Origin of the sequence: Pantoea ananatis LMG 2665 (assembly GCF_000710035.2) — a bacterium.
In the GTDB taxonomy this organism is placed as follows: Bacteria; Pseudomonadota; Gammaproteobacteria; order Enterobacterales; family Enterobacteriaceae; genus Pantoea; species Pantoea ananatis.
In genome coordinates, this window is sequence record NZ_JMJJ01000005.1 from 1,158,255 (window position 1) to 1,181,884 (window position 23,630).

The 23,630-nt window shown below is 55.3% G+C and carries 23 protein-coding genes; 18 read left to right on the forward strand and 5 right to left on the reverse strand.

All coding sequences use genetic code 11. The annotated features are described in order from the left end of the window. Positions 1–360: 360 nt before the first annotated feature. The 6 genes from EL29_RS13320 to speG are packed head-to-tail and all read left to right on the forward strand — an operon-like array spanning position 361 to position 5,896. Positions 361–1,935, forward strand: a complete 1,575-nt coding sequence (locus EL29_RS13320) for an ABC transporter substrate-binding protein (protein ID WP_028715555.1) — start codon at positions 361–363, stop codon at positions 1,933–1,935. Then, positions 1,935–2,987, forward strand: coding sequence for an ABC transporter permease (locus tag EL29_RS13325; RefSeq protein ID WP_013026851.1), 1,053 nt, complete (start codon positions 1,935–1,937; stop codon positions 2,985–2,987). Before EL29_RS13320 ends, EL29_RS13325 begins: the two co-directional genes overlap by 1 nt. Further along, positions 2,984–3,841, forward strand: a complete 858-nt coding sequence (locus EL29_RS13330; protein WP_013026852.1) for an ABC transporter permease — start codon at positions 2,984–2,986, stop codon at positions 3,839–3,841. The genes EL29_RS13325 and EL29_RS13330 overlap by 4 nt, the downstream gene beginning before the upstream one ends. Further along, positions 3,831–4,661 carry an ABC transporter ATP-binding protein gene (locus EL29_RS13335; protein WP_022623562.1) on the forward strand — a complete coding sequence of 277 codons (831 nt, stop codon included), beginning with the start codon at positions 3,831–3,833 and terminating at the stop codon, positions 4,659–4,661. The genes EL29_RS13330 and EL29_RS13335 overlap by 11 nt, the downstream gene beginning before the upstream one ends. Next, entirely contained in the window at positions 4,654–5,337 is a 684-nt protein-coding gene (locus tag EL29_RS13340; RefSeq protein WP_015699659.1) for an ABC transporter ATP-binding protein, read from the forward strand. Before EL29_RS13335 ends, EL29_RS13340 begins: the two co-directional genes overlap by 8 nt. A 13-nt stretch (positions 5,338–5,350) precedes the next feature. Beyond that, a complete protein-coding gene (gene speG, locus EL29_RS13345) occupies positions 5,351–5,896 on the forward strand; it encodes a spermidine N1-acetyltransferase (RefSeq protein ID WP_013026855.1) in 546 nt (181 codons plus the stop codon). Here speG and EL29_RS13350 read toward each other — a convergent pair whose 3' ends face one another. From EL29_RS13350 to EL29_RS13365, 4 genes are all read right to left on the reverse strand, one after another. After that, positions 5,897–6,316 carry a hypothetical protein gene (locus EL29_RS13350; RefSeq protein WP_019106310.1) on the reverse strand — a complete coding sequence of 140 codons (420 nt, stop codon included), beginning with the start codon at positions 6,314–6,316 and terminating at the stop codon, positions 5,897–5,899. It abuts the gene before it with no gap. A 96-nt stretch (positions 6,317–6,412) separates the two neighbouring features. After that, positions 6,413–7,348, reverse strand: coding sequence for a homocysteine S-methyltransferase (gene mmuM, locus EL29_RS13355; protein ID WP_015699657.1), 936 nt, complete (start codon positions 7,346–7,348; stop codon positions 6,413–6,415). Beyond that, positions 7,338–8,744 carry an S-methylmethionine permease gene (mmuP, locus tag EL29_RS13360; protein ID WP_028715556.1) on the reverse strand — a complete coding sequence of 469 codons (1,407 nt, stop codon included), beginning with the start codon at positions 8,742–8,744 and terminating at the stop codon, positions 7,338–7,340. The genes mmuM and mmuP overlap by 11 nt, the downstream gene beginning before the upstream one ends. A gap of 136 nt (positions 8,745–8,880) precedes the next feature. Then, positions 8,881–9,216 carry a DUF2002 family protein gene (locus EL29_RS13365; protein WP_014605202.1) on the reverse strand — a complete coding sequence of 112 codons (336 nt, stop codon included), beginning with the start codon at positions 9,214–9,216 and terminating at the stop codon, positions 8,881–8,883. Positions 9,217–9,367: 151 nt separating this feature from the next. On the opposite strand from EL29_RS13365, the gene EL29_RS13370 reads away from it, so the two are divergent. From EL29_RS13370 to emrB, 12 genes are all read left to right on the forward strand, one after another. Then, complete coding sequence (locus tag EL29_RS13370) at positions 9,368–9,685, forward strand: DUF883 family protein (protein ID WP_014605201.1); 318 nt, start codon at positions 9,368–9,370, stop codon at positions 9,683–9,685. Between the two features lie 292 nt (positions 9,686–9,977). Beyond that, entirely contained in the window at positions 9,978–10,220 is a 243-nt protein-coding gene (locus EL29_RS13375) for a redoxin NrdH (protein WP_014605200.1), read from the forward strand. 4 nt (positions 10,221–10,224) lie between these two features. After that, on the forward strand, positions 10,225–10,638 hold the full coding sequence (nrdI, locus tag EL29_RS13380; RefSeq protein ID WP_013026862.1) for a class Ib ribonucleoside-diphosphate reductase assembly flavoprotein NrdI: 414 nt from the start codon (positions 10,225–10,227) through the stop codon (positions 10,636–10,638). Further along, on the forward strand, positions 10,608–12,746 hold the full coding sequence (nrdE, locus tag EL29_RS13385; RefSeq protein ID WP_028715557.1) for a class 1b ribonucleoside-diphosphate reductase subunit alpha: 2,139 nt from the start codon (positions 10,608–10,610) through the stop codon (positions 12,744–12,746). Before nrdI ends, nrdE begins: the two co-directional genes overlap by 31 nt. A gap of 9 nt (positions 12,747–12,755) precedes the next feature. After that, on the forward strand, positions 12,756–13,715 hold the full coding sequence (nrdF, locus tag EL29_RS13390) for a class 1b ribonucleoside-diphosphate reductase subunit beta (RefSeq protein ID WP_013026864.1): 960 nt from the start codon (positions 12,756–12,758) through the stop codon (positions 13,713–13,715). A 368-nt stretch (positions 13,716–14,083) separates the two neighbouring features. Continuing rightward, on the forward strand, positions 14,084–15,283 hold the full coding sequence (gene proV / locus EL29_RS13395) for a glycine betaine/L-proline ABC transporter ATP-binding protein ProV (RefSeq protein WP_019106308.1): 1,200 nt from the start codon (positions 14,084–14,086) through the stop codon (positions 15,281–15,283). Further along, positions 15,276–16,427, forward strand: coding sequence for a glycine betaine/L-proline ABC transporter permease ProW (gene proW, locus EL29_RS13400; RefSeq protein ID WP_019106307.1), 1,152 nt, complete (start codon positions 15,276–15,278; stop codon positions 16,425–16,427). Before proV ends, proW begins: the two co-directional genes overlap by 8 nt. A gap of 59 nt (positions 16,428–16,486) precedes the next feature. Further along, positions 16,487–17,485, forward strand: coding sequence for a glycine betaine/L-proline ABC transporter substrate-binding protein ProX (proX, locus tag EL29_RS13405; protein ID WP_019106306.1), 999 nt, complete (start codon positions 16,487–16,489; stop codon positions 17,483–17,485). Between the two features lie 146 nt (positions 17,486–17,631). After that, complete coding sequence (locus EL29_RS13410; protein ID WP_028715558.1) at positions 17,632–18,831, forward strand: MFS transporter; 1,200 nt, start codon at positions 17,632–17,634, stop codon at positions 18,829–18,831. 270 nt (positions 18,832–19,101) lie between these two features. After that, complete coding sequence (gene mprA, locus EL29_RS13415) at positions 19,102–19,632, forward strand: transcriptional repressor MprA (RefSeq protein ID WP_014594402.1); 531 nt, start codon at positions 19,102–19,104, stop codon at positions 19,630–19,632. A gap of 148 nt (positions 19,633–19,780) precedes the next feature. Continuing rightward, on the forward strand, positions 19,781–20,953 hold the full coding sequence (emrA, locus tag EL29_RS13420; RefSeq protein ID WP_013026870.1) for a multidrug efflux MFS transporter periplasmic adaptor subunit EmrA: 1,173 nt from the start codon (positions 19,781–19,783) through the stop codon (positions 20,951–20,953). A 16-nt stretch (positions 20,954–20,969) separates the two neighbouring features. After that, positions 20,970–22,505 (forward strand): multidrug efflux MFS transporter permease subunit EmrB, encoded by a 1,536-nt coding sequence (gene emrB / locus EL29_RS13425; RefSeq protein ID WP_013026871.1) that lies wholly within the window; start codon positions 20,970–20,972, stop codon positions 22,503–22,505. Between the two features lie 51 nt (positions 22,506–22,556). Here the strand turns inward: emrB and EL29_RS13430 are convergent, their stop codons facing one another. After that, the gene (locus EL29_RS13430) at positions 22,557–23,609 is read right to left on the reverse strand and encodes an NAD(P)-dependent alcohol dehydrogenase (RefSeq protein WP_015699651.1); all 1,053 of its coding nucleotides are present in this window, start codon (positions 23,607–23,609) and stop codon (positions 22,557–22,559) included. Positions 23,610–23,630: the final 21 nt, after the last annotated feature.

Sequence of the window (23,630 nt, forward strand, 5' to 3'; positions counted from 1 at the left end):
GCGTTAATTTCAAGGAGAGCAATCGTGATCTAAAGAAGGGATTGCTGCCCGCCGTGTGGCAAGCAGCGAAATGCAGTTAGCTTGCCGGAGTTAAATCGCGTTTAGGGTGACTGTCCAATGTATGACTCCTGCAAATATTTTCACGTAGTATAAACGCCGGGCCCTTCGGGTAAAGGAAAATAACCGTTCAATCGCCATCTCGTTTATTAACCGTTTCTGTTTCGCACAGCCATTTTGTTTGCGTCTTATAACCGGGCTGCATTTGTTATAACTTTTTTGCATATCATTAGCCGATAATGGACTATTCTTTGCATGAGCCCTTTCGTACACTCGCGTTACTTTCTCAGGCAAGGATTTTCCATGAAAAAAATAATTCCATCACTACTGGCCTTGTCACTGGCCACCGCCTTTAGCGTCAATGCTGCCACACCAAAAGATACGTTAGTCGTGGTGCAGTCGACCGATGATGCCGACAGCTTCGATCCGGCGAAGGGATTTGAACTCACCAGCGTACAGGCGTTCACCAATATTTATCAGCGGCTGGTCCAGTCCGACCCGCAGAACCCAATTGATTTAAAACCCACGCTGGCAACGTCCTGGCAGCCAGGCAGTGACAATCGCAGCCTGACATTTGCGCTGCGTAAAGACGCTAAATTCTCCAGCGGCAATCCACTGCGTCCGGAAGATGTGATCTTCTCGCTGGGTCGCGTCGTGAAACTGAATCTGGATCCCTCCTTTATTCTTACCCAGCTCGGCTGGAATAAAGATAATGTGGATAGCTTCCTGAAAAAGGTCGATGACGACCATGTGCAAATCAGTTGGACGGCCGACGTCAGCCCGGCCTATGTGCTGAGCCTGCTGTCAGCACCAGTGTCCTCCATCGTCGATGAAAAAACCGTTAGCGCGCACGCCGAAAAAGGCGATTTGGGGAACGGCTGGCTGGCTACGCACTCCGCCGGTAGCGGCCCGTATCAGATTCGCAAGGTCGTGATGCACCAGGCCGTGATCCTGACCGCCAATCCGACCTCTCCAGCCGGGGCGCCAAAGATCAAAAATATTCTGATCAAGAACGTGCCGGAACCCGCGGCCCGCCGTCTGCTGCTTGAGCAAGGTGATGCAGACATCGCCCGTAACCTGGGGGCCGATCAGATCGCCTCGCTGCAGGGCAAAAGCGGTGTGAAAACCGAAGCCATTCCGATGGCCTCGCTGTATTACATTCAGTTCAACATCGGCAACAAAAACAACGCCGCCTTAAAAAATCCGGCCTTCTGGGAAGCCGCGCGCTACCTGTTTGACTACAAGGGCATTTCCGGACAGCTGCTGAAAGGCCAGTTCGATGTGCACCAGACGTTTCTGCCGAAAGGTTTTCTGGGTGCATTAAACGACAACCCCTACAGTTACGATCCTGAAAAAGCCAAAACGATTCTGAAAAAGGCCGGCCTGACTAACGTCAGCTTCACCCTGTCTACCAGCAATCAGCCTCCCTACCTGGATATCGCTCAGGCCCTGCAGGGCAGCTTTGCCAAGGGCGGCGTGAAAGTGGAAGTGTTACCGGGACTGAGCTCTGAAGTCTCGACCCGCGTCAAAGCGCATAATTACGAAGGCACGATCAACGCCTGGGGCGCAGACTACTTTGATCCGAACACCAACGCCGCGTCATTTGCCTATAACCCGGAAGATGGCAGCAAGACGATTGCTTACCGTTCCGACTGGCACATTCCGGAGCTGAACAAACAGGTGCTGGCGGCAACGGCTGAAAGCGATCCGAAAAAACGCGTTGAGCTGTATCAGGCCATGCAGCGTGAAGTGCTGAAAAGCTCGCCTTATGTGATTGGCCTGCAGGCGAAAAACCTTATCGCCCTGCGCGATAACCTCAAGGGCTATGTTCAGGGCATTAACCCGGACATGGTTTACTACTCGCAGGTAACGAAGTAATGGCACAGTCTGCCTCTTCTGCCGGGCCCGCCCGGCATGTCTGGCGGCGCGTTGGCCGCCTTTCATCAGGCTTGCTGTCGCTGGCGATCACCCTGCTGGGTTTGCTGGCGTTCACCTTTATGCTGTCGCATCTGTCCCCTATCGATCCGGTACAGCAAATCGCTGGCGATCATGCCAGCGAAGCGACCTATGCGCAGGTGCGTCACGATCTGGGATTAGATCAGCCGGTACTGATGCAGTTCTGGCACTACATTGAACACCTGCTGCGCGGCGATCTCGGCGTATCCCGCCTGACCAACCAGCCGGTGAGCAGCGACCTGCTTCAGACGTTTCCGGCCACCATTGAGCTGGCGACCTGCGCGATGATTTTTGCCGTCATCTTTGGCGTTTCACTGGCACTGATTGCCGCGTGGAAACCCGGCAGCTGGATTGATAACGTCGCCCGCTTTATCTCCCTGTTGGGCTACTCTGTGCCGGTTTTCTGGCTGGGCCTGCTGGGCCTGTTGCTGTTTTATGCGGTTCTGCACTGGTCTGCCGGACCGGGGCGGCTGGATGATATCTGGGCCTATACGCTGGAGCCGAAAACCGGCTTCGTGCTGATTGACAGCTGGCTGTCGGGTGACCGGGAAATATTCTGGAATGCGGTAGCGCACTTATGGTTACCTGTGGTGATCCTGGGCCTGCTGGCGATGGCAGGCATCACCCGCCTGCTGCGTGCGGCGCTGCTGGAAGAGAGCAGCAAAGAGTATGTGGTGCTGGCACGAGCCAAAGGCGCGGGACGGGGGCGCATTCTGTTGCGCCATATTTTCCCTAACGTGCTCGGCACCCTGATTACCGTGATTGCGCTCTCTTACGCGACCTTGCTGGAAGGCTCGGTCCTGACGGAAACCGTATTTGCCTGGCCCGGCGTGGGGCGCTACATGACCAATGCGCTTTTCTCTGGCGATGTGCCGGCGATTTTAGGCGCCACCTTACTGATCGGCGGCTGCTTTATCCTGATTAACGCGCTGGCGGATGCCCTCACCTGGTTAACCGACCCGAGAACACGATGACGCAACAACTCACTGAACTTGAAACGGTGCGACCCCGTCGCCGCCGTCGCCGCATCACCTCGTTAACCATTGGATTGACGCTGGTGACGATTGTGATTCTGATGGCAGTGCTGGCCCCGCTTATTGCCCCCTACGATCCGAATCTGCAAACCATCGCCAGCCGGTTGCTGCCCCCTTCGGCTGCACACTGGTTCGGCACCGATGGATTTGGTCGCGATTTACTCTCCCGAGTGATTTATGGCGCGCGCCCTACGCTGCTGCTGGTCTCGCTGATCCTGGTTCTGACCATTCCGGTTGGCCTGTTGGTGGGGATCACCGCGGGTTACGCAGGCGGCTGGACCGAGCGCGTATTAATGCGCATTACGGATATTTTTCTGTCGCTGCCCAACCTGGTGATTGCGCTGGCGCTGGTCGCAATGATGGGACCGGGACTGATGAACGGCGCGTTGGCTCTGGCGCTGACCAGTTGGCCTCCGTTTGCCCGCCAGGCACGAGCCGAAACCCTGGCGCTGCGCCGCAGCGACTATCTGGCGGCGGCCCGAATGCAGGGGATTACCGGTTTTCGCCTGATGTTCGGCCATATTCTGCCGCTGTGCCTGCCCACCGCGGTGGTGCGCGCCGCACTCAGCCTGGGTGGGATTATTCTGGCGGCCGCCGGACTGGGCTTCCTTGGCATGGGCGTGCAACCGCCGACCGCCGAGTGGGGTTCAATGGTGGCAGAAGGCAGTAAGGTCATATTTGACCAGTGGTGGGTCGCTGCTGCACCCGGCGCGGCCATTCTGTTTGCCAGCCTGGCCTTTAACCTGACAGGCGATGGCCTGCGTGACCGACTGGATACCCGACATGCAAAATAACATTCTGGTAGAGTCGCTCAGCATCCGCAGCGACGACGCGACGCTGGTCGATAACATTAGCTTTTCTATCGGGCGTGAGCGCGTGGCGCTGGTCGGCGAATCCGGCTCCGGCAAATCCCTTACTGCACGAACCCTGATGGGACTGCTGTCTCCGTCACTGCATCTGCAGGCTACCCAGCTCCAGGTCGCCGGTGAAAATGCCCTGACCCTGAACGAACGCAGCTGGAGTAAGCTTCGTGGCGATCGCGTGGCCATGGTGATGCAGGATCCCAAGTATGCGCTGAACCCGGCGCGGACGATCGGCTGGCAGGTTGAAGAACCGCTGATTCTGCATCGCCGCCTGAGTCGGGCGGAACGAAAAGAAAAAGTCTGCGATATGCTGGACGCGGTGGGCCTGCCCGATCCGCGAGCCCTGATGCAGTTCTATCCGCATCAGCTTTCGGGCGGTATGGGCCAGCGCGTGATGCTGGCGATCGCCCTGATTACCGATCCGGCTTTTTTAATTGCGGATGAGCCGACCTCCGCGCTGGATCACGCCATGCGCGATCAGGTGCTGTCGCTGATCCGCCAACTGGTTGAGTCACGCAACATGGGCCTGCTGCTGATTAGCCACGACCTGCAACAGGTTTCGGAACACTGCGAGCGGGTTATGGTTATGTACAAAGGCCGGGTGCTGGATACGCTGCCGGCCGCCGATCTGCCTCAGGCCACGCATCCCTACACCCGCACGCTGTGGTCATGCCGTCCCAGTAAAGCAACACATGGACAACCGCTGCCGGTTCTGGACCGCGCGGCGCTGGAGGCCAACCACAATGATTAATTTGCATAACCTCAGTGTGTCACACAAACAGGGTTACGATCTCCGCACGGTGGTGCACGACGTGAATCTACAGGTGAACGCCAGTGAGTGCTTTGGCCTGGTCGGCCCGTCCGGCTGTGGTAAATCGTCGCTGCTGTGGGTTATGGCTGGACTGAATCCCCACTGGCAGGGCGAGATGCAGCTGGCCGGGCATCCGGTGCAGCCAGGCAAAACCTTTACCGGTGCGCTGCGCCAGGACGTGCAAATGGTGTTTCAAGACCCTTATGCTTCCCTGCATCCGCGCCACCGTTTGCGCCGCACGCTGGCTGAGCCGCTCAGGCTGCTTAAGCAGGATAACATTGACGATCGTATTGATGACAGATTTCGCCATGTCGGGCTGGACCCGTCGTTAGCCGATCGTTATCCTCATCAGCTGTCCGGCGGCCAGCGTCAGCGCGTGGCGATTGTTCGCGCTCTGTTGCTGCAGCCAAAAATACTGCTGCTGGATGAGCCGACATCAGCACTGGATATGTCAATACAGGCTGAAATCCTCAATCTGCTTAACGATCTCAAGCGTCAGGATGGCCTGACCATGGTTCTGGTGAGTCACGATCCTGACGTGATTGACCATATGTGTGACCGTGCCGTACGCATGGCGCAGGGGCGGATCGTTGAGCACATTGCCGCTCCAGCCTAAGTAAGGAAAGATAATGACCATCAGACTCCGCCCGCTGGAAAGAGAAGATCTGCACTTTGTGCACCAGCTTGATAACAATGCCAGCGTCATGCGCTACTGGTTCGAAGAGCCGTATGAGGCTTTTGTTGAGCTGTCCGATCTCTACGACAAACACATTCACGATCAGACCGAGCGACGTTTCGTGGTGGAACATGAGGGGCAAAAAGCGGGAATGGTGGAACTGGTCGAAATTAACCATGTCCATCGCCGTGCTGAGTTTCAGATCATCATCGATCCGACCCATCAGGGCAAAGGCCTGGCAACCCAGGCCGCCCGCCTGGCGATGGATTACGGTTTCTCAGTCCTCAACCTGTACAAGCTGTACCTGATTGTCGATCAGGAAAATGAGAAAGCGATCCATATCTACAGCAAACTCGGTTTTGAGATCGAAGGCGTGCTAAAACACGAATTCTTTATCAATGGCGAGTACCGCAATACGATCCGTATGTGCATTTTCCAGCATCAGTATCTGGAACGGCATAAAACCCAGGGCAGCATGGTCAAACCCACTGCCCAGTAATCAGCCGCGCGCGCCGACCGGATTCATGTAAGGGCTGGGATGCTCTGGCTCGAGGTTGTACATGCCGCCATAGAAAGGATCCACCAGTAACCAACCGGGTAAACCCAGCAGGGGAATATTTCCCAGCAAATACCAGAGGTTGGCGCGGGCCTCAATTGGCACCGTTACTGGCACATAGCCCGGACTTTCCAGCATCAGCAGATAGTGTTTTTTGCCAAAGTAGCGGTGGTTGGATTTCTCCAGGATGACGGTTTTCGGCGTGTATCCTTCCGCAACCGGACGGCCGTTTTCATCCTGCACGGTAAAACGCGCGCCCGGCGGCTGTGAATCGATCAGAACCGATTGAGTTTCAGTGCCAACAATGGTGGCGCAGCCGCTCAGAAGCATCGCGGCGGCAAGCGCCAGAATGTGCTGTTTCATGGAAGGATCCGATAAAAGTCAGGAAGCACAGTGTAAACCGCCCTTCCCACCTTTTCATCTGTCTCAATCGGGCTATCATCGCCCGATTCTGCCGCTTTATTGCGGTTGACAATGCCGGGCAATAGCCGCGATGTCTTTGGGGGAGGTGCGGCAGCAGCCGCCAATCAGCCGGGCACCGGCCTGCTGCCACTCGCTAAACTTGTCATGCAAGGTGCAGCCAGAGGGCGCAGAGTGCCAGGTTTTGCTGCTGGCGTCGTACTGCTCGCCCGAGTTGGGATAGACCACCAGCGGTTTGTCCGTCAGGCGCTGGAGCTGCTGCAGGGCCGGCGTAACGCTTTCCAGCGCAATACAGTTGATTCCTAATGCCACCACCTGCGGTTGCGCATTGAGGTAAGCCGCCACCTCACGCAGCGGCGTACCGTCGCTGATGTGTTCGGCATCACGCAGCGTGAACGAGAACCAGGCGCGGCTGTCAGGGAATTCGCCTAACAGGGCAACCAGCGCCTGGGCTTCTGCAAAGGAGGGCAGCGTTTCGCAGGCCAGTACATCCACGCCCGCCGTCAGTAATGCGTTGATCCGTGGGCGATGGAACGCCATCATTTCAGTCTCTGGCAGCGCATAATCCCCCCGGTATTCCGATCCATCGGCCAGAAACGCGCCGTAAGGTCCGACCGATCCCGCCACCAGCAGGATCTTTGCTTCGGCCTGCGTCGCCAGATAATCTGCGCGGGCACGTTTAGCCAGTTCGACGCTTTGCGCGATCAGCGCCAGAGACTGCGTTTCGTTGAGGCCCCGCGCCGCAAAGCCCTGCGGCGTTGCCTGATAGCTGGCAGTAATGGCGCAGCGCGCGCCGGCAGCAAAATAGTCGTAGTGCACCTGGTAAATCAGCTCAGGGTTCTCCACCAGCACTTTAGCGGACCATAACGCATCCGCCAGATCGCAACCACGTGCCTCAAGCTCGGTCGCCAGCGCGCCGTCAAGAATCAGCGGGGCAGACTGTTGTAATGCGCGCGAAACAGGATTATGCGACATCCCTGGCCTCCTTAGCCTGTGTTTTTTTGTGCGTGACATGGTAAGCGCCATAGCAAAACAGCACAAACGGAATTCCGCACCACAGGGCAATACGCTGCGAGGGATCGAAAGCCAGCCCCACACAGGCCAGCAGGCAAAGCAGGAAGCCCAGGATGGGAGTGAGCGGATACAGCGGCGCGCGATAAACCAGTTCCTGCAGCGATTTACCCTGTTGCACATGACGACGACGAAAAACGTAGTGCGACGCGCAGATGCTCAACCACACGGCCACCACGGCAAAGCCAGAGATAGCAGACAGCGCCACAAATACGGTATCCGGCGCGACCACGCTGGAGAACAGCGCCAACAGGCCGCCGATCATACTGACCGTTATCGCCAGCAGCGGTACCCCGCGTTTGTTGACCCGGGCGAAGGCGCGCGGCAGCGTGTTCTCATTGGCCAGCGACCACAGCATGCGGCCTGAGGCATACAGACCCGAGTTCGCCGCAGACAGGATGGCCGTGAGTATCACAAAGTTAATGATATCTGCCGCCCAGGGAATGCCGATCTTCTCAAATACCAGCACAAAGGGACTTTTAACGATGCCGGCCTGGTCCATTGGAATTAAGGCGGCCAGCACGAAAACGGTGCCGACAAAGAACAGGATCAGGCGCGCGACGGTAGTGCGAATGGCCAGCGGCACGACTTTTTGCGGGTTTTCGGTTTCGCCTGCGGCAATGCCAATTAGCTCGGTGCCGGAAAAGGCAAAGTTCACCGCGACCATCGTCATCAGAATCGGTAATACACCATTAGGCAGCCAGCCGTGTGCGGTGATATTGCTCAAACCCGGCGCGGTCGTGCCGTCTTTCATCGGGATAAAGCCAAACATGGCCGCGCCGCCCAGGACGATAAAGGCGACAATCGTGATGACCTTGATGATGGAAAACCAGAATTCCCCTTCGGCAAAGAAACGGGTGGAAATCACGTTGAGCAGATAGATGGCGATGCAGAAGACCAGGCACCATAGCCAGACCGGCACATGTGGAAACCAGTACTGCATGCAGAACCCTGCCGCCGTCAGGCTGGAGCCCAACGCGACGGTCCAGGTCAGCCAGTACAGCCAGGCGACGGTATAGCCCGTGGCCGGGCTCAGATAGCGAGCGGCATAGACGTGAAATGCCCCCGTTTCAGGCATGGCGACCGACAGCTCACCCAGGCAGGCCATCACAAGCCATACCACCAGCGCACCAATCAGATAAGCCAGCAGCGTGCCTGCGGCCCCGGTGGTGGAAATAATGTAGCCGGTATTAAAAAACAGGCCGGTCCCGATGACGCCGCCCAGCGATAGCATCACCAGGTGGCGAACTTTCATGGTTCGCTTAAATTGATCCTGCGAAGAAGTCGTCTGCTCGCTCATATATCCCATCCGTATGGACGTCTAAACATCTATATGCAGCAGATTTATACGCATTACGGCGCCGAAATGCAACGGGCGAAACGGTCAGGCATCGACGGGAAGGGATCGTTGCCCCGCGTTAACGGGGCGGGATGCGCTAGCCGAACACGCTCTGTATATAGCGTTCAAGCGCCATGCGGGAACTGAAACCGTGTGGAATACCATAATGTTCCTGCGAATCACCCGCCAGGTAGAGAGGGAACTGCGTGTAGTGATCACAGGTTTTCATTTCTGACGCCGGTTCGGCAAAAGGCTGACTTTTTTCTTTCAACGTTGGGTGAATGATCAGCGCCGTGCGCCCCATACGCGCTTCGCGGTTAACATAAACATAGTTGTCGCCACGACGGTAGCCATAAGCGCGTGGTGTAATCTCATCGACTTCAAAGCCTACTTTTTCCAGTACGCGCGCTACCTCATCTGGTCGTAAATACATGCTTGATCCTCTCCTCTTCAAAAGCCACGCAACCTTACATCAGCGTGGCTGCACGGGCATTCGGAATTTTCCCTAAAGGGCCATCCCGCGCCTCGTTAAGTCAAACGTGGTCTACACTGAGTATTACGTGTTAATGACAAGGGAGCCAAAAATGTTTAATCGAACGCAAAAAAACGATGACATTGATATCAATCAGGATGTAAACGAGCTGGCTGATTCACTTGAAGCGTTGCTGAAATCTTACGGCAGCGAAGCGAAGGATGAGGTTAATTCTGCCCGCAGCCAGGCGGAAGCCCTGCTGAAGCAAACCCGTGCGAAATTAAATGGTGGCGGCAATCGTGTTTCGCAGGCCGCCCGCGACGCCGGCTATCAGGTTGATGCCTATGTGCATGATAAACCCTGGTACGGTGTCGGCATCGGCGCTGCGGTCGGGATTGTGCTGGGCGCGCTGTTAGTGTCCCGCCGCTAGTCCCCGCCCTGCCGTTATCATCAGCCTCGCTCAATGAGCGGGGCTTTTTTTATGCCTGTTTTTTGCGCAACTGGCTTTACAAAATATTTTTTCGCGTGGCAGGGCGCGTCGCCACTGGCTTGCCGCATCCGGGGCCATTAACCCCATATATAGTACGCTTGACCGCAATTAACGCTACATCTAGTATTCATTTCATTGTCACACCACAAAATGTTTGCAAGGACGAAGCCTGATTCATGGAAAAAAACTTCGTTATCCGCAGCGGCACCGCAATGAAAGAGGAATACGAATCATGCGCATTATTATTTACACTAAAAACAACTGTGTCCAGTGTAATGCCACGAAAAATGCACTGGATCGTCAGGGCATCGACTACCACCTCATCAACCTGGATACGCAACCGGAGGCCATCGATAACCTCAAGGCCTTGGGTTACCGCCAGGTACCGGTCGTCATGACGCGTGACGATCACTGGAGTGGGTTTCGCCCTGACAAGATAGCTGGCCTGTCTCAATCCGTGGCGATGGGCGGATAGCCGCATGTTTCCACTGGTCTATTTTTCCAGCCAGTCGGAAAACACCCATCGGTTCATTCTCCGTCTGGGCCTGCCCGCGTGCCGCATACCGATTGACGCAAAGCAACAGCTGCACATTGACCAGCCCTATATTCTGGTCGTGCCCAGCTATGGCGGCGGCAGCCACCGCGGTGCGGTGCCCAGACAGGTTATTCAGTTTCTCAATGATGACGCCAACCGCAACGGCTTACGCGGCGTTATCGCCGCCGGTAACCGTAATTTTGGCGAAGGTTACTGCCTGGCTGGCGACATCATTGCTAAGAAATGTCAGGTTCCCTACCTGTATCGGTTTGAACTGATGGGAACCCCCGACGATATCGCCAATGTGAAAGCGGGAGTAACCCAATTTTGGCAACGACAGATACCCTCAACGACGTAGCGCTGGATTACCATGCGCTGAACGCCATGCTGAACCTGTATGACGCTGACGGCCGTATCCAGTTTGATAAGGATCAGCAGGCCGCACGTCAGTTTGTTATTCAGCACGTGCAGCCCAACACCCAGCACTTTGCCAGCATCGCAGAGCGCCTGCGCTATCTGGTCGCCGAAGGCTACTACGAAGCTTCCGTACTTAATCAGTATGATTTTAACTTTGTCTGCGGGCTGCACGACGAAGCCGATGCATGGGGCTTTGCGTTCAAGACCTTTTTGGGTGCGTGGAAGTACTACACCAGCTACACCCTGAAAAGTTTTGATGGCAAGCGTTACCTGGAAACCTTCGAGCAGCGTGCCTGTATGGTGGCGCTGACGCTGGCGCAGGGCGATGAAACCCTGGCGCGCTCGGTGCTGGAAGCCATCCTGAGTGGGCGTTTTCAGCCCGCCACGCCGACGTTTCTGAACAGCGGCAAGCAACAGCGCGGCGAACTGGTTTCCTGCTTCCTGCTGCGTATTGAAGACAACATGGAGTCGATTGGCCGGGCCGTGAACTCTGCGCTCCAGCTGTCTAAACGCGGCGGCGGCGTGGCGTTTCTGCTGTCGAACCTGCGTGAGTCCGGCGCGCCGATCAAGCGCATTGAAAACCAGTCTTCCGGCGTTATTCCGGTGATGAAAATGCTGGAGGATGCGTTTTCTTATGCTAACCAGCTCGGCGCGCGTCAGGGAGCCGGCGCAGTCTGGCTGAATGCTCACCATCCGGATATTTTGCGCTTCCTGGATACCAAGCGCGAAAACGCAGATGAAAAAATCCGCATTAAAACGCTGTCGCTGGGCGTGGTCATTCCGGATATCACCTTCCAGCTTGCCAAAGAGAATCAGCCGATGGCGCTGTTCTCGCCCTACGATGTTGAAAGAATCTACGGTCAGGCGTTTGGCGATATCAGCATCAGCGAGAAATACGCGGAGATGCTTGCGGACGACAGAATCCGTAAAACCTATATTCAGCCGCGTGATTTCTTTCAGACGCTGGCGGAAATCCAGTTCGAATCAGGCTATCCCTACATCATGTATGAGGACAGCGTAAACCGGGATAACCCGATTGCCGGTCGCATCAATATGAGCAACCTCTGCTCAGAGATTTTGCAGGTGAACAGCGCCAGCGAATTCAACGAGGATCTCAGCTACCGCCGCATGGGCAAAGATATCTCCTGTAACCTTGGCTCGCTGAATATTGCCCATGCGATGGATTCTGGCGATCTGGCCCACACGGTAGAAACGGCAATTCGGGCGCTGACTGCGGTGTCAGATATGAGTGACATTGGCTCGGTTCCCTCCGTTGCGGAAGGCAATCGCCGCTCGCATGCTATCGGTCTGGGTCAGATGAACCTGCATGGTTACCTGGCCCGTGAAGGCATTGCTTACGGATCACCCGAGGCGCTGGATTTCACCAATCTCTATTTTTACTGTGTGACTTATTATGCCCTGCGTGCCTCGAATCAGCTGGCAAAAGAGCGCCAGCAGACTTTCGACGGTTTTAGCGCCTCAACCTATGCCACCGGCGCGTATTTTGACAAATATCTGCAAAGCGACTGGCAGCCGCGAACCGCCCGCATCGCCGCCCTGTTTGCCGATGCGGGCATCAGCTTGCCCTGTCACAACGACTGGCTGGCACTGCGTGAATCGGTGATGGCCTCGGGGCTGTATAATCAAAACCTGCAGGCGATACCGCCTACCGGATCGATCTCCTATATCAACCACGCCACGTCCAGTATTCATCCGATTGTGTCGCGAATAGAGATCCGCAAAGAGGGCAAAACCGGTCGCGTTTACTATCCGGCTCCCTTCATGACCAACGACAATCTGGAACTCTATCAGGACGCTTACCAGATTGGGCCGGAAGCCATTATTGATACCTACGCAGAGGCGACCCGACATGTGGATCAGGGCCTGTCATTAACCCTGTTTTTCCGGGATGACGTGACCACGCGCGACATTAATAAAGCGCAGATTTACGCCTGGAAGAAAGGGATTAAAACGCTTTACTACATTCGACTGCGCCAGATGGCCCTGCAAGGCACTGAAATTCAGGGCTGCGTCTCCTGCGCACTGTGAGAACCCATTATGCAACTCAGACAAATTCATGCCATTAACTGGAACCGTATTCAGGATGAGAAAGATCTTGAAGTCTGGAACCGTCTGACCAGCAACTTCTGGTTGCCGGAAAAAGTCCCCTTGTCCAACGATCTGCCGGCCTGGCAGACGCTGGATAAACAGCATCAGCAGTTGACCATCCGCGTATTCACCGGCCTGACGCTGCTGGACACCATCCAGAACGTGCTGGGTGCGCCGGGCTTAATGCCCGATGCGCTGACGCCGCATGAGGAGGCCGTCTTGTCGAATATCAGCTTTATGGAGGCGGTACATGCCCGCTCATACAGCTCGATTTTTTCGACGTTGTGTCATACCAGCGATGTGGATGCCGCTTATCAGTGGAGCGAAGAGAATCAGGCGCTGCAAAATAAAGCCGAGATCATTCTTACTCATTACCGCGCTGACGATCCGTTAAAGAAAAAAATCGCCAGCGTCTTTCTGGAGTCGTTCCTGTTCTATTCAGGATTCTGGCTGCCGATGTACTGGTCAAGCCGTGGCAAACTGACCAATACCGCCGATCTGATTCGGCTCATCATCCGCGATGAGGCCGTTCACGGCTACTATATTGGCTACAAGTACCAGAAAGCCCTTGAGCAGGTTGATGAAGGCCGCCGCGAAGCATTGCAGCAGTTCGCCATCGATCTGCTGCTGGCGCTGTATGAAAACGAGGTTGTTTATACAGAAGCGCTCTATGGCGATGTCGGCTGGGCGGAAGAAGTGAAAACCTTCCTGCACTACAACGCCAACAAGGCCTTAATGAATCTTGGCTATGAAGCGCTGTTCCCGGCAGAATTAACTCAGGTTAACCCGGCAATTCTGTCGGCGTTATCCCCAAACGCGGATGAAAATCACGACTTCTTTTCGGGTTCGGGCTCCTCATACGTAATGGGCAAAGCGGTCGAAACGGAAGACGAAGACTGGAGTTTCTAAGGTTGTCTGTGCCGTCATAACAGGTCACAGGCGGTCATGATTACTGGCGCTGATTAATAAGCTGTTATTTCCCTTAAATCAGCGTCATTATTTCTTATTCATGCCCTCCCTTCCGCTCGTCATTCTGCCAATATCTCAGCACTGCACGGTCTAATTACTGTCGTTTTTCAAAATAAATCATAAAAAATTCATCTCCCCGCATCCCTTGTGATGACTGGAAATTATCGCGATAAGGCGTGATTTCCAGCCATGAATATTTTACACCAGGGTTGACAGATAATCTGAGCATGTCAGGTTATAGCCTGCTTAAATTGAACCAGGGTACGTCATTTTACATTAAAATAATTTAATCAGGGCATTAATTACGGATGACAATAAAATTAGAAGTAAAAAATCTTTATAAGGTATTTGGTGATAATCCACAGAGGGCATTTAAATATATTGATAAGGGCTGTGGTAAAGAGGAAATCCTCGAAAAAACAGGCTTATCGCTCGGTGTCAAAAATGCCAGTCTGGCCATTGAAGAAGGCGAGATCTTCGTCATCATGGGGTTATCCGGTTCAGGGAAATCCACCATGGTTCGCCTTCTCAATCGTCTGATAGAGCCGACGCGCGGCCAGGTGATTATTGACGGTGTCGATATTGCAAAAATATCGGACAGCGAACTGCGTGAGGTTCGCCGAAATAAGATCAGCATGGTATTTCAGTCATTCGCCTTAATGCCGCATCTTGACGTTGTAAATAATGCCGCTTTTGGCATGGAATTAGCCGGCATCCCCTTAGCAGAACGTCAGGAAAAAGCCCTTGAGGCATTACGTCAGGTTGGGCTGGAAAATTACGCCCACGCCTATCCTGATGAGCTATCAGGCGGCATGCGTCAGCGTGTAGGTCTGGCACGCGCTTTAGCCATTAATCCCGATATTTTATTAATGGATGAAGCCTTTTCTGCACTCGATCCCTTAATTCGTACCGAAATGCAGGATGAGCTGGTGAAATTACAGGCCAGACATCAGCGCACTATCGTATTTATTTCACACGACCTGGACGAAGCCATGCGCATTGGCGATCGTATTGCCATTATGCAAAATGGCGAAGTCATTCAGGTCGGCTCACCCGATGAAATCCTGAATAATCCCGCCAATGATTATGTCCGCACGTTCTTCCGCGGCGTCGATATCAGTCACGTCTTTAGCGCTAACGATATTGCGCGCCGAAATGCTGGCGCGCTCATTCGCAAAGCGACCGGATTAGGCCCGCGCTCGGCCATACAACTGCTGCAGGAAGAAGATCGTGATTACGGCTACGTGCTGGAGAAACAGAAATTCATCGGCGTAGTGTCAACCGACTCTCTCAAGGCGGCCCTGGCGGCAGGGCAAGGGCTGGAAAGCGCCCTGCTCGACGCGCCAGCGGCGGTTCCTGCCACGACCTCGTTAAACGAACTGCTCTCACACGTGGCGCAGGCTCCCTGTGCCGTTCCGGTGGTGGGAGAAGAAAATCAATACGTCGGTGTGATATCGAAAAGCACGCTGCTACGTGCTTTAGATCGTGAAGGAGCCAGCAATGAGTAAAGACACAGCAACCCCATGGGATAACCCGGCACCGACGGATACCCAGAGCAGCCAAAGTAGCGATCCCTGGTCAGGTGCTGCAGACCAAAGCAGTGCCGCCGACAGCGGCCATCATGCCGCCACCGGCGGTGCAGATGCGTGGGGCACGCCAGATGGCGGTGCCGCGACAGGCTCCAGCAGCAGCACAGACTGGTTGAACAACGCGCCTGCACCCCAGGCGGACCATTTCACTATTATGGATCCGTTCCATAAAACCTGGATTCCGCTGGATCACTGGGTCACCGAAGGGATCGACTGGGTCGTGAATCATTTCCGTCCGGTCTTTCAAAGCATTCGCGTACCGGTGGATTATATCCTCAGCGCGTTTCAACAGCTGCTGCTGGGCATGCCCGCGCCGGTGGCTATCGCGCTGTTTGCGTTAATCGCCTGGCAAATCGCCAGCCCGGCGATGGGCATTGCCACGCTGATTTCGCTGATCGCCATTGGCGCCATTGGTGCCTGGTCGCAGGCGATGATTACGCTGGCGCTGGTGCTCACCGCCCTGCTGTTTTGCATCATCATTGGCCTGCCTATGGGCATCTGGCTGGCGCGCAGTGAACGTGCGGCACGTATTGTGCGTCCGCTGCTGGACGCCATGCAGACCACACCGGCCTTCGTTTACCTGGTGCCGATTGTTATGCTGTTTGGTATCGGGAATGTCCCGGGCGTCGTCGTCACCATCATTTTTGCCCTGCCGCCCATTGTCAGGCTGACCATCCTGGGAATTAAACAGGTTCCTGCCGACCTGATCGAAGCCAGTGAGTCCTTTGGCGCCAGTCCGCGCCAGCTGCTGTTTAAGGTTCAGCTGCCGCTGGCCATGCCCACCATCATGGCGGGTGTGAATCAGACGCTGATGCTCGCCCTGTCGATGGTGGTGATTGCCTCCATGATTGCCGTGGGTGGACTGGGCCAGATGGTGCTGCGCGGCATTGGTCGTCTGGACATGGGCCTGGCCTCCGTGGGCGGCGTCGGCATCGTGATTCTGGCCATTATCCTTGACCGCCTGACGCAGTCGGTGGCGCGTGACAAACGCAGCCGTGGCCGTCGCCACTGGTATCACACCGGCCCTATTGGCCTGCTGACACGTCCTTTCCGTCAATCCTGAATCTTGAGTGCGGCAGTCAACTGCCGCCGTTATCGCGACAATAAAAACGAGGAATAATCATGCGCAAGACGCTCCCTGCTGCCGTTGCCATTCTGGCCACTTTCTCTGCTTCTCACGCTTTCGCGGCCGATCTGCCGGGTAAAGGCATCACGGTGAAACCGGTACAAAGTACGATTGCCGAAGAGACTTTTCAGACGCTGCTCGTGAGCCGGGGCCTGGAGAAGCTGGGCTATACCGTTGAGAAACCGAGCGAAGTGGATTACAACGTCGCCTATACCACCATCGCCTCGGGTGATGCGACCTTCCTGGCAACCAACTGGCGGCCACTGCATGACGATATGTATAAAGCCGCAGGCGGGAGCCAGGTGTTTTATCGCGCGGGAAACTATGTTTCCGGCGCGGCTCAGGGCTATCTCATCGATAAAAAAACGGCTGAAAAGTATCACATCACCAATATCGCCCAGTTGAAAGATCCCAAGATTGCCAGGCTTTTCGACAGCAATGGCGATGGCAAAGCGGATATGACCGGCTGTACGCCTGGCTGGGGCTGCGAGGCGGTCATTAACCACCAAAACACAGCTTATGGCCTGAGCAACACCGTCACCGCCAACATGGGCAACTATTCGGCGATGATCGCGGATACTCTGGCGCGCTTTAAACAGGGAAAACCTGTCCTTTACTACACCTGGACGCCTTACTGGCTGAGTGATGTGCTTAAACCGGGCCGCGACGTGGTCTGGCTGCAGGTGCCATTCTCTTCATTGCCGGGCGAACAGAAAGGCGTGGATACCAAACTGGCTAACGGCGCGAACTATGGCTTCCCGGTCAACACGATGCACATAGTGGCCAACAAAGCCTGGGCGGAAAAAAATCCCGCCGCCGCGAAACTGTTTGCTGAGATGACACTGCCGATTGGTGATATCAATGCGGAAAATGCCGCCATGCACGCAGGGCAAAATTCTGAAGAGGATATCAATCGCCACGTAGACGGTTGGATCAAGGGCCATCAGGCCCAGTTTGATAAGTGGATTAACGACGCGCGCGCCGCGACTCAATAAGGCTCGGCAGGCAGACGAAGGGCGGACACCTGTCTGCCCTTTTTCCGTTATGACTGATTAACAGGCGCATGACATAAACATAGCTCTCAAATAATTTTTTAGGTTATTATTAACGCCACTTTATTAATATTTACCTCTGCCTCCCTATGACAACATCTCGCCCTGGTTTAACGTCTGCACTGGTGGGACTGATGTCCGTTGCCACTGGCCTCTGTGTTGCCAGCAATTATTATATTCAGCCACTGCTTCATACCATTGCCCAACACTTTGACCTGTCGGTGGCGCTCGCGGGGTTCATTGTGACCAGCGCACAGCTTGGCTATGCCTGTGGGCTGCTGTTGCTGGTCCCGCTTGGCGATATGCTGGAACGGCGCGGCCTGATAGTGGGCATGATGGTGCTGGCGGCGGCGGGCATGGTGATCATTGCTCTCTCCTCCTCATTTCCCTTTCTGCTGTTGGGCACGGTGATCACCGGACTCTTTTCGGTGGCGGCCCAGATTCTGGTACCGCTGGCCGCGACGCTGGCAGAGCCGGAAAAGCGGGGCAAAGTTACCGGCACGGTCATGAGCGGCTTGCTGCTGGGCATCCTGCTGGCGCGAACCGTTGCGGGCGGGCTGGCGCAGTTAGGTGGCTGGCAAACCGTATACTGGGTCGCCAGCGTATTTATGCTGCTGATGGCGATTGCGCTATGGCGCACGCTGCCGCGCATCACACCTTCTGTTTCATTGAATTATCCGCAATTGCTGATTTCCCTGTTTCGGCTGTATGCGGCCGATCCTGTGCTGCGCACCCGTTCCGTTACCGGCTGTCTTACCTTTGCGAATTTCAGCATCCTGTGGACATCAATGGCATTTCTGCTCTCTGCCACGCCTTACGGTTTCTCGGAAGGAGAAATCGGGTTACTGGGACTGGTCGGCGCCGCCGGGGCGCTGGCAGCAAGGAAAGCCGGCTCGCTGGCGGACAGAGGTCATGCCAAACTCACTACCAGCGCAGGCTTGCTGCTGATGTTGCTGTCCTGGGCGGCCATTGCCTGGGGCGCGCAGCAGCTTGTGGCGCTGATTGTCGGCATCTTAGTGCTGGATCTGGCGGTTCAGGCCGTGCACATCACCAATCAAAGCGTGATATACGCACGCCAGCCTGAGGCACGAAATCGACTGAATGCCGGTTATATGACCAGCTACTTTATTGGCGGTGCGCTAGGCTCATTGCTGTCGGCCAATGCCTACCATTTCGCGGGCTGGTATGGCGTCTGCGCGGCCGGTGCGACACTGACTTGCCTGAATTTACTAATCTGGTGGCGGAATCATCGCCAGGAACAAACGAATAGCCAGAATAGTGTGATTTAGCCTGTTCAGCGGAGTGTGAGTTTGCTATCGTTGGCTCAAAGTTATTCACGCCAGTTATTTTTTCTTTTGCAATCATTTGATGTCGTACCGTTTCACTGTACGACCAACGCGTATGAAATCGATGCGCAAAACCTTTACCCTGGGGTCAAGGACAGATCTTGAACTACCACAGTGCGACAGCCTGAGGATGACCTGTTAAGGCCAGAATACTCAGCAATGACGCTGCCACCGTGGTGATTATAAAAGTTGAAATTAGTGAGGTTTTTTCTAATGGAAAGTTCGTTTACGCCCATTGAGCAAATGTTAAATATCCGTGCCAATCGTCACACGGATTTCCCCTTCCAGGAAATTCTCCTGACGCGCCTTTGCATGCATATGCAGGGTAAATTGCTGGACAATCGCAACAAAATGCTTAAAGAACAGGGTATTAATGAAACCCTGTTTATGGCGTTACTGACGCTGGATGCGCAGGAAGACCAGAGCATTCAGCCTTCTGAGCTGAGCACCGCCCTGGGTTCCTCACGGACTAATGCCACGCGCATTGCCGATGAGCTGGAAAAACGGGGCTGGATTGAACGTCGTGAAAGCGCGCAGGATCGCCGTTGTCTGCATCTGCATCTGACCGACAAAGGCAATGCATTTCTGCAGCAGGTGCTGCCGCCTCAACATCAGAGCCTGCAATACCTGTGGTCTTCACTGACCGGTGATGAGAAGTCACAGTTGGAAAACATCACCCGCAAGCTGCTTACCCGTCTGGATAAGATGGAAGAAGATAAACTAACTGCTTCCCTGTCGCGGTAATAGCAAGATCTGCGACACAATCACCTGACGAAATCGTTATTTTAACCCTCTTTTATCCGGCCAGCGCTTAGTCGCTGGCTTTTTTGGCTCGGGCGATGGTGAAAACGGAGTTTAACCCGCCGATTAAGTGGAAAACGTGGAGAAATAAATGAGTGCATCAGAGGCGCAAAGCCCGCATCAGCCAGTAAATAACAAGAAGAAAAAGCGCAAAGGCGCGCTGCTATTACTGGCGCTGGTCGTCGTACTGCTTGGCATTGCGTGGGGCGTTTACTGGTACCTGGTGCTACGCCACTATCAGGAAACGGACGATGCTTACGTTGCCGGTAACCAGGTGCAGGTGATGGCCCAGGTCTCAGGCAGCGTCAATAAAGTCTGGTTTGATGATACCGATTTTGTCAAAAAAGGGGATGTGCTGGTATCGCTGGATAAAACCGACGCACAGCAGGCGTTTGAAAAAGCCCAGACCGGGCTGGCGACCAGCGTGCGCCAGGTACATCAGGAGATGATCAACGCGAAACAGTATCAGGCCACCATTGCGCTTCGTCAGACCGCGTTAGATCAGGCGCAGGCCGACCTGAAACGCCGCGAGCCGCTGGGCGCCTCTAATCTGATTGGGCGTGAAGAGCTGCAACATGCACGCGATGCCGTGGCTTCAGCGAAAGCGGAGCTGGATGTGGCGGTTCAGCAGTATAACGCGAACCAGGCGATGATCCTGAATACCTCTCTGGAAAACCAGCCTGCCGTGAAGCAGAGTGCGGCACAGCTGCGTGATGCCTGGCTGGCACTGCAACGTACTGACATTCGCAGCCCAATGGATGGCTATGTCTCGCGCCGCAGCGTGCAGGTTGGCTCGCAAATCAATACCAGTACGCCGCTGATGGCGGTGGTGCCTGCAACCGACTTGTGGGTAGACGCTAACTTCAAAGAGACCCAACTGGCTGGCGTGCGTATCGGCCAACCGGCAACCGTTGTGGCGGACATCTACGGTGACGATGTGGTTTACCACGGTAAAGTTGTCGGTCTGGACATGGGAACCGGAAGCGCGTTCTCCCTGCTGCCGGCGCAAAACGCCACCGGTAACTGGATCAAAGTGGTTCAACGTCTGCCGGTCCGTATTGAGTTGAATCAGGACGAAGTGGCTAAACATCCTCTGCGTATCGGGCTGTCAACATTGGTAGAAATTGATACCGATAATAAAGACGGCAGCGCACTGGCTACCAGCGTTCGTCAGCAGGCTGCCTACAGCAGCAACGCCCTGGCCATTGACCTTGCACCGGTTGATAAGCTGATTACCGATATCGTCCACGCGAACGCCGGATGATCACCCGGAGGCTGTAATGGCACAAGCACCGCTTAAAGGGATGCCGCTGGTCTTAATGACCATTGCGCTCTCCCTGGCGACGTTCATGCAGGTTCTGGATTCCACCATTGCGAACGTTGCTATACCGACCATTGCGGGTAACCTGGGGGCCTCAAACTCCCAGGGGACCTGGGTCATCACGTCTTTCGGGGTGGCAAACGCCATCTCGATTCCGATAACGGGTTGGCTGGCCAAACGCATCGGTGAAGTCAAACTCTTTACCTGGTCGACCATCCTGTTTGCGCTGGCTTCCTGGGCCTGCGGCATGTCCGAAAGCCTGGAAATGCTGATTTTCTTCAGGATAATTCAGGGGATCGTTGCAGGTCCGTTGATCCCGCTGTCGCAAAGCCTGCTGCTGAATAATTATCCGCCTGCAAAACGCAGTATCGCCCTGTCACTCTGGGCGATGACGGTGATTGTGGCCCCCATATGTGGCCCCATTCTCGGCGGCTGGATCAGTGATAACTATCACTGGGGCTGGATCTTCTTTATCAACGTGCCGATTGGTGTTGTGGTCATCATGCTCACGCTGCAAACCCTGCGTGGTCGTGAAACCGCTACCCAGATCCGCCCCATTGATACCGTTGGCCTGGTGCTGCTGGTGGTCGGGGTTGGCTCGTTGCAGGTGATGCTGGATCGCGGTAAAGAGCTGGACTGGTTTAGCTCAACAGAAATTATTGTGCTGACGATTGTCGCGGTGCTGGCGCTGGTGATGCTGTTGATTTGGGAGCTGACAGACGATCACCCGATAGTCGATCTGTCGCTGTTTAAATCGCGCAACTTCACCATAGGCTGCTTATCCATTAGCCTTGCCTACATGCTCTATTTTGGGTCGATCGTTCTCTTGCCGCAGTTGCTGCAGGAGGTCTACGGTTATACCGCGACCTGGGCAGGGCTGGCCTCAGCGCCGGTCGGGATTATCCCGGTTATCCTGTCGCCCATCATTGGTCGGTTCTCCCATAAGCTTGATATGCGGAAACTGGTCACCTTCAGTTTCATCATGTATGCCATTTGTTTCTACTGGCGCGCTTACACGTTTGAACCGGGCATGGACTTTGGCGCGTCGGCCTGGCCACAGTTTATTCAGGGCTTCGCGGTCGCCTGCTTCTTTATGCCACTTACCACAATTACGCTGTCGGGTTTGACACCCGACCGGATGGCGGCGGCATCCAGTTTGTCGAACTTCGTGCGTACGCTGGCGGGTTCGATAGGGACGTCGATCACCACCACGATGTGGACGGATCGTGAGGCAATGCACCACAGTAATCTCAGCGAATCGGTGACGCCTTATAACGTTAATGCGCAGCAGATGTACAGTCAGCTTGAGGGGATGGGCATGACGCATCAGCAGGCCTCAGCGTACATCGCTCAGCAGATCACCAATCAGGGATTGATCATTTCCGCCAACGAGATTTTTTGGGCGTCGGCGGGCGTCTTTCTGGTGCTGTTGGTGCTGATCTGGTTTGCCCGTCCGCCCTTTACCGCCGGTGGCGGTGGTGGTGGCGCGCACTAGACGAACGCGATGGGGTTCTGGCGTGGAAGTCACGCCCGCCAGAACCCGTTTTTACGCCCAGCGCGTCGCTTTCATATCCATCACGAACCGGTATTTCACGTCACCTTTTAGCATTCGCGTAAAGGCTTCTTCGACCTGCTCTCCACGAATCATCTCAATGTCTGCGGTGATGTTGTTGTCGCCGCAGAAATCCAGCATCTCCTGGGTTTCTTTAATGCTGCCGATGGACGAGCCGCTGATGCTTAAACGACGGAACACCATTGGCGTCACGTTCGGTGAAGCGTGCGGACTGTCGGGAATGCCCACCAGCACCAGGCGGCCATTGGTTTTGAGCGTCGCCAGATAAGGGTCAAGATCGTGCGGGGCCGCCACGCAGTCAACGATAAGATCCAGCGCGTTCTGGCTGGCCTGCATAGCCTGAGCATCGCGTGATACCACCACATGACGGGCACCGAGACGGCGGGCATCCGCGGCTTTGTCAGCCGACGTGGTGAAAAGCGTCACCTCAGCTCCCAGCGCACTCGCCAGCTTCACCGCCATGTGGCCTAACCCACCCAGGCCAATCACGCCAACCTTATCGCCCGTTTTCACGTTAAAATGGCGCAGCGGTGACCAGACAGTGACGCCCGCGCACAGCAACGGCGCAACACCGGCCAACGGCAGGTGCTGTGGCACCGAAACCACGAAGTCCTGATCGACCACCACGTGCTCAGCATAGCCGCCTCGGGTAGATTCACCGGTGTATTTATCCGTACCGTTATAGGTCGCAGTGAAACCGGCTTCACAATATTGTTCTTCCTGCTGCTGACAGAAATGACAGGTGCGGCAGGAATCAACCATCACGCCCACGCCAACAATATCACCCGGCGTAAATCGGGTGGCAGCGCTACCGGTTTCGCTCACCCGTCCAACGATTTCGTGTCCTGGCACCAGGGGATAATGGCTTACCGCCCATTCGTTGCGTGCCATATGCAAATCTGAGTGGCAAACGCCACAGTAAAGGATTTCTATCCGGACATCCTGCGGTTGAAGCGGACGCAGCGCGATCTGGCCGGCGGTAAGGGGCTGGGTCGCATCGTGCGCGATCAGTGCATTAATTTTCATGGTGCCTCTCATAGTGACTGG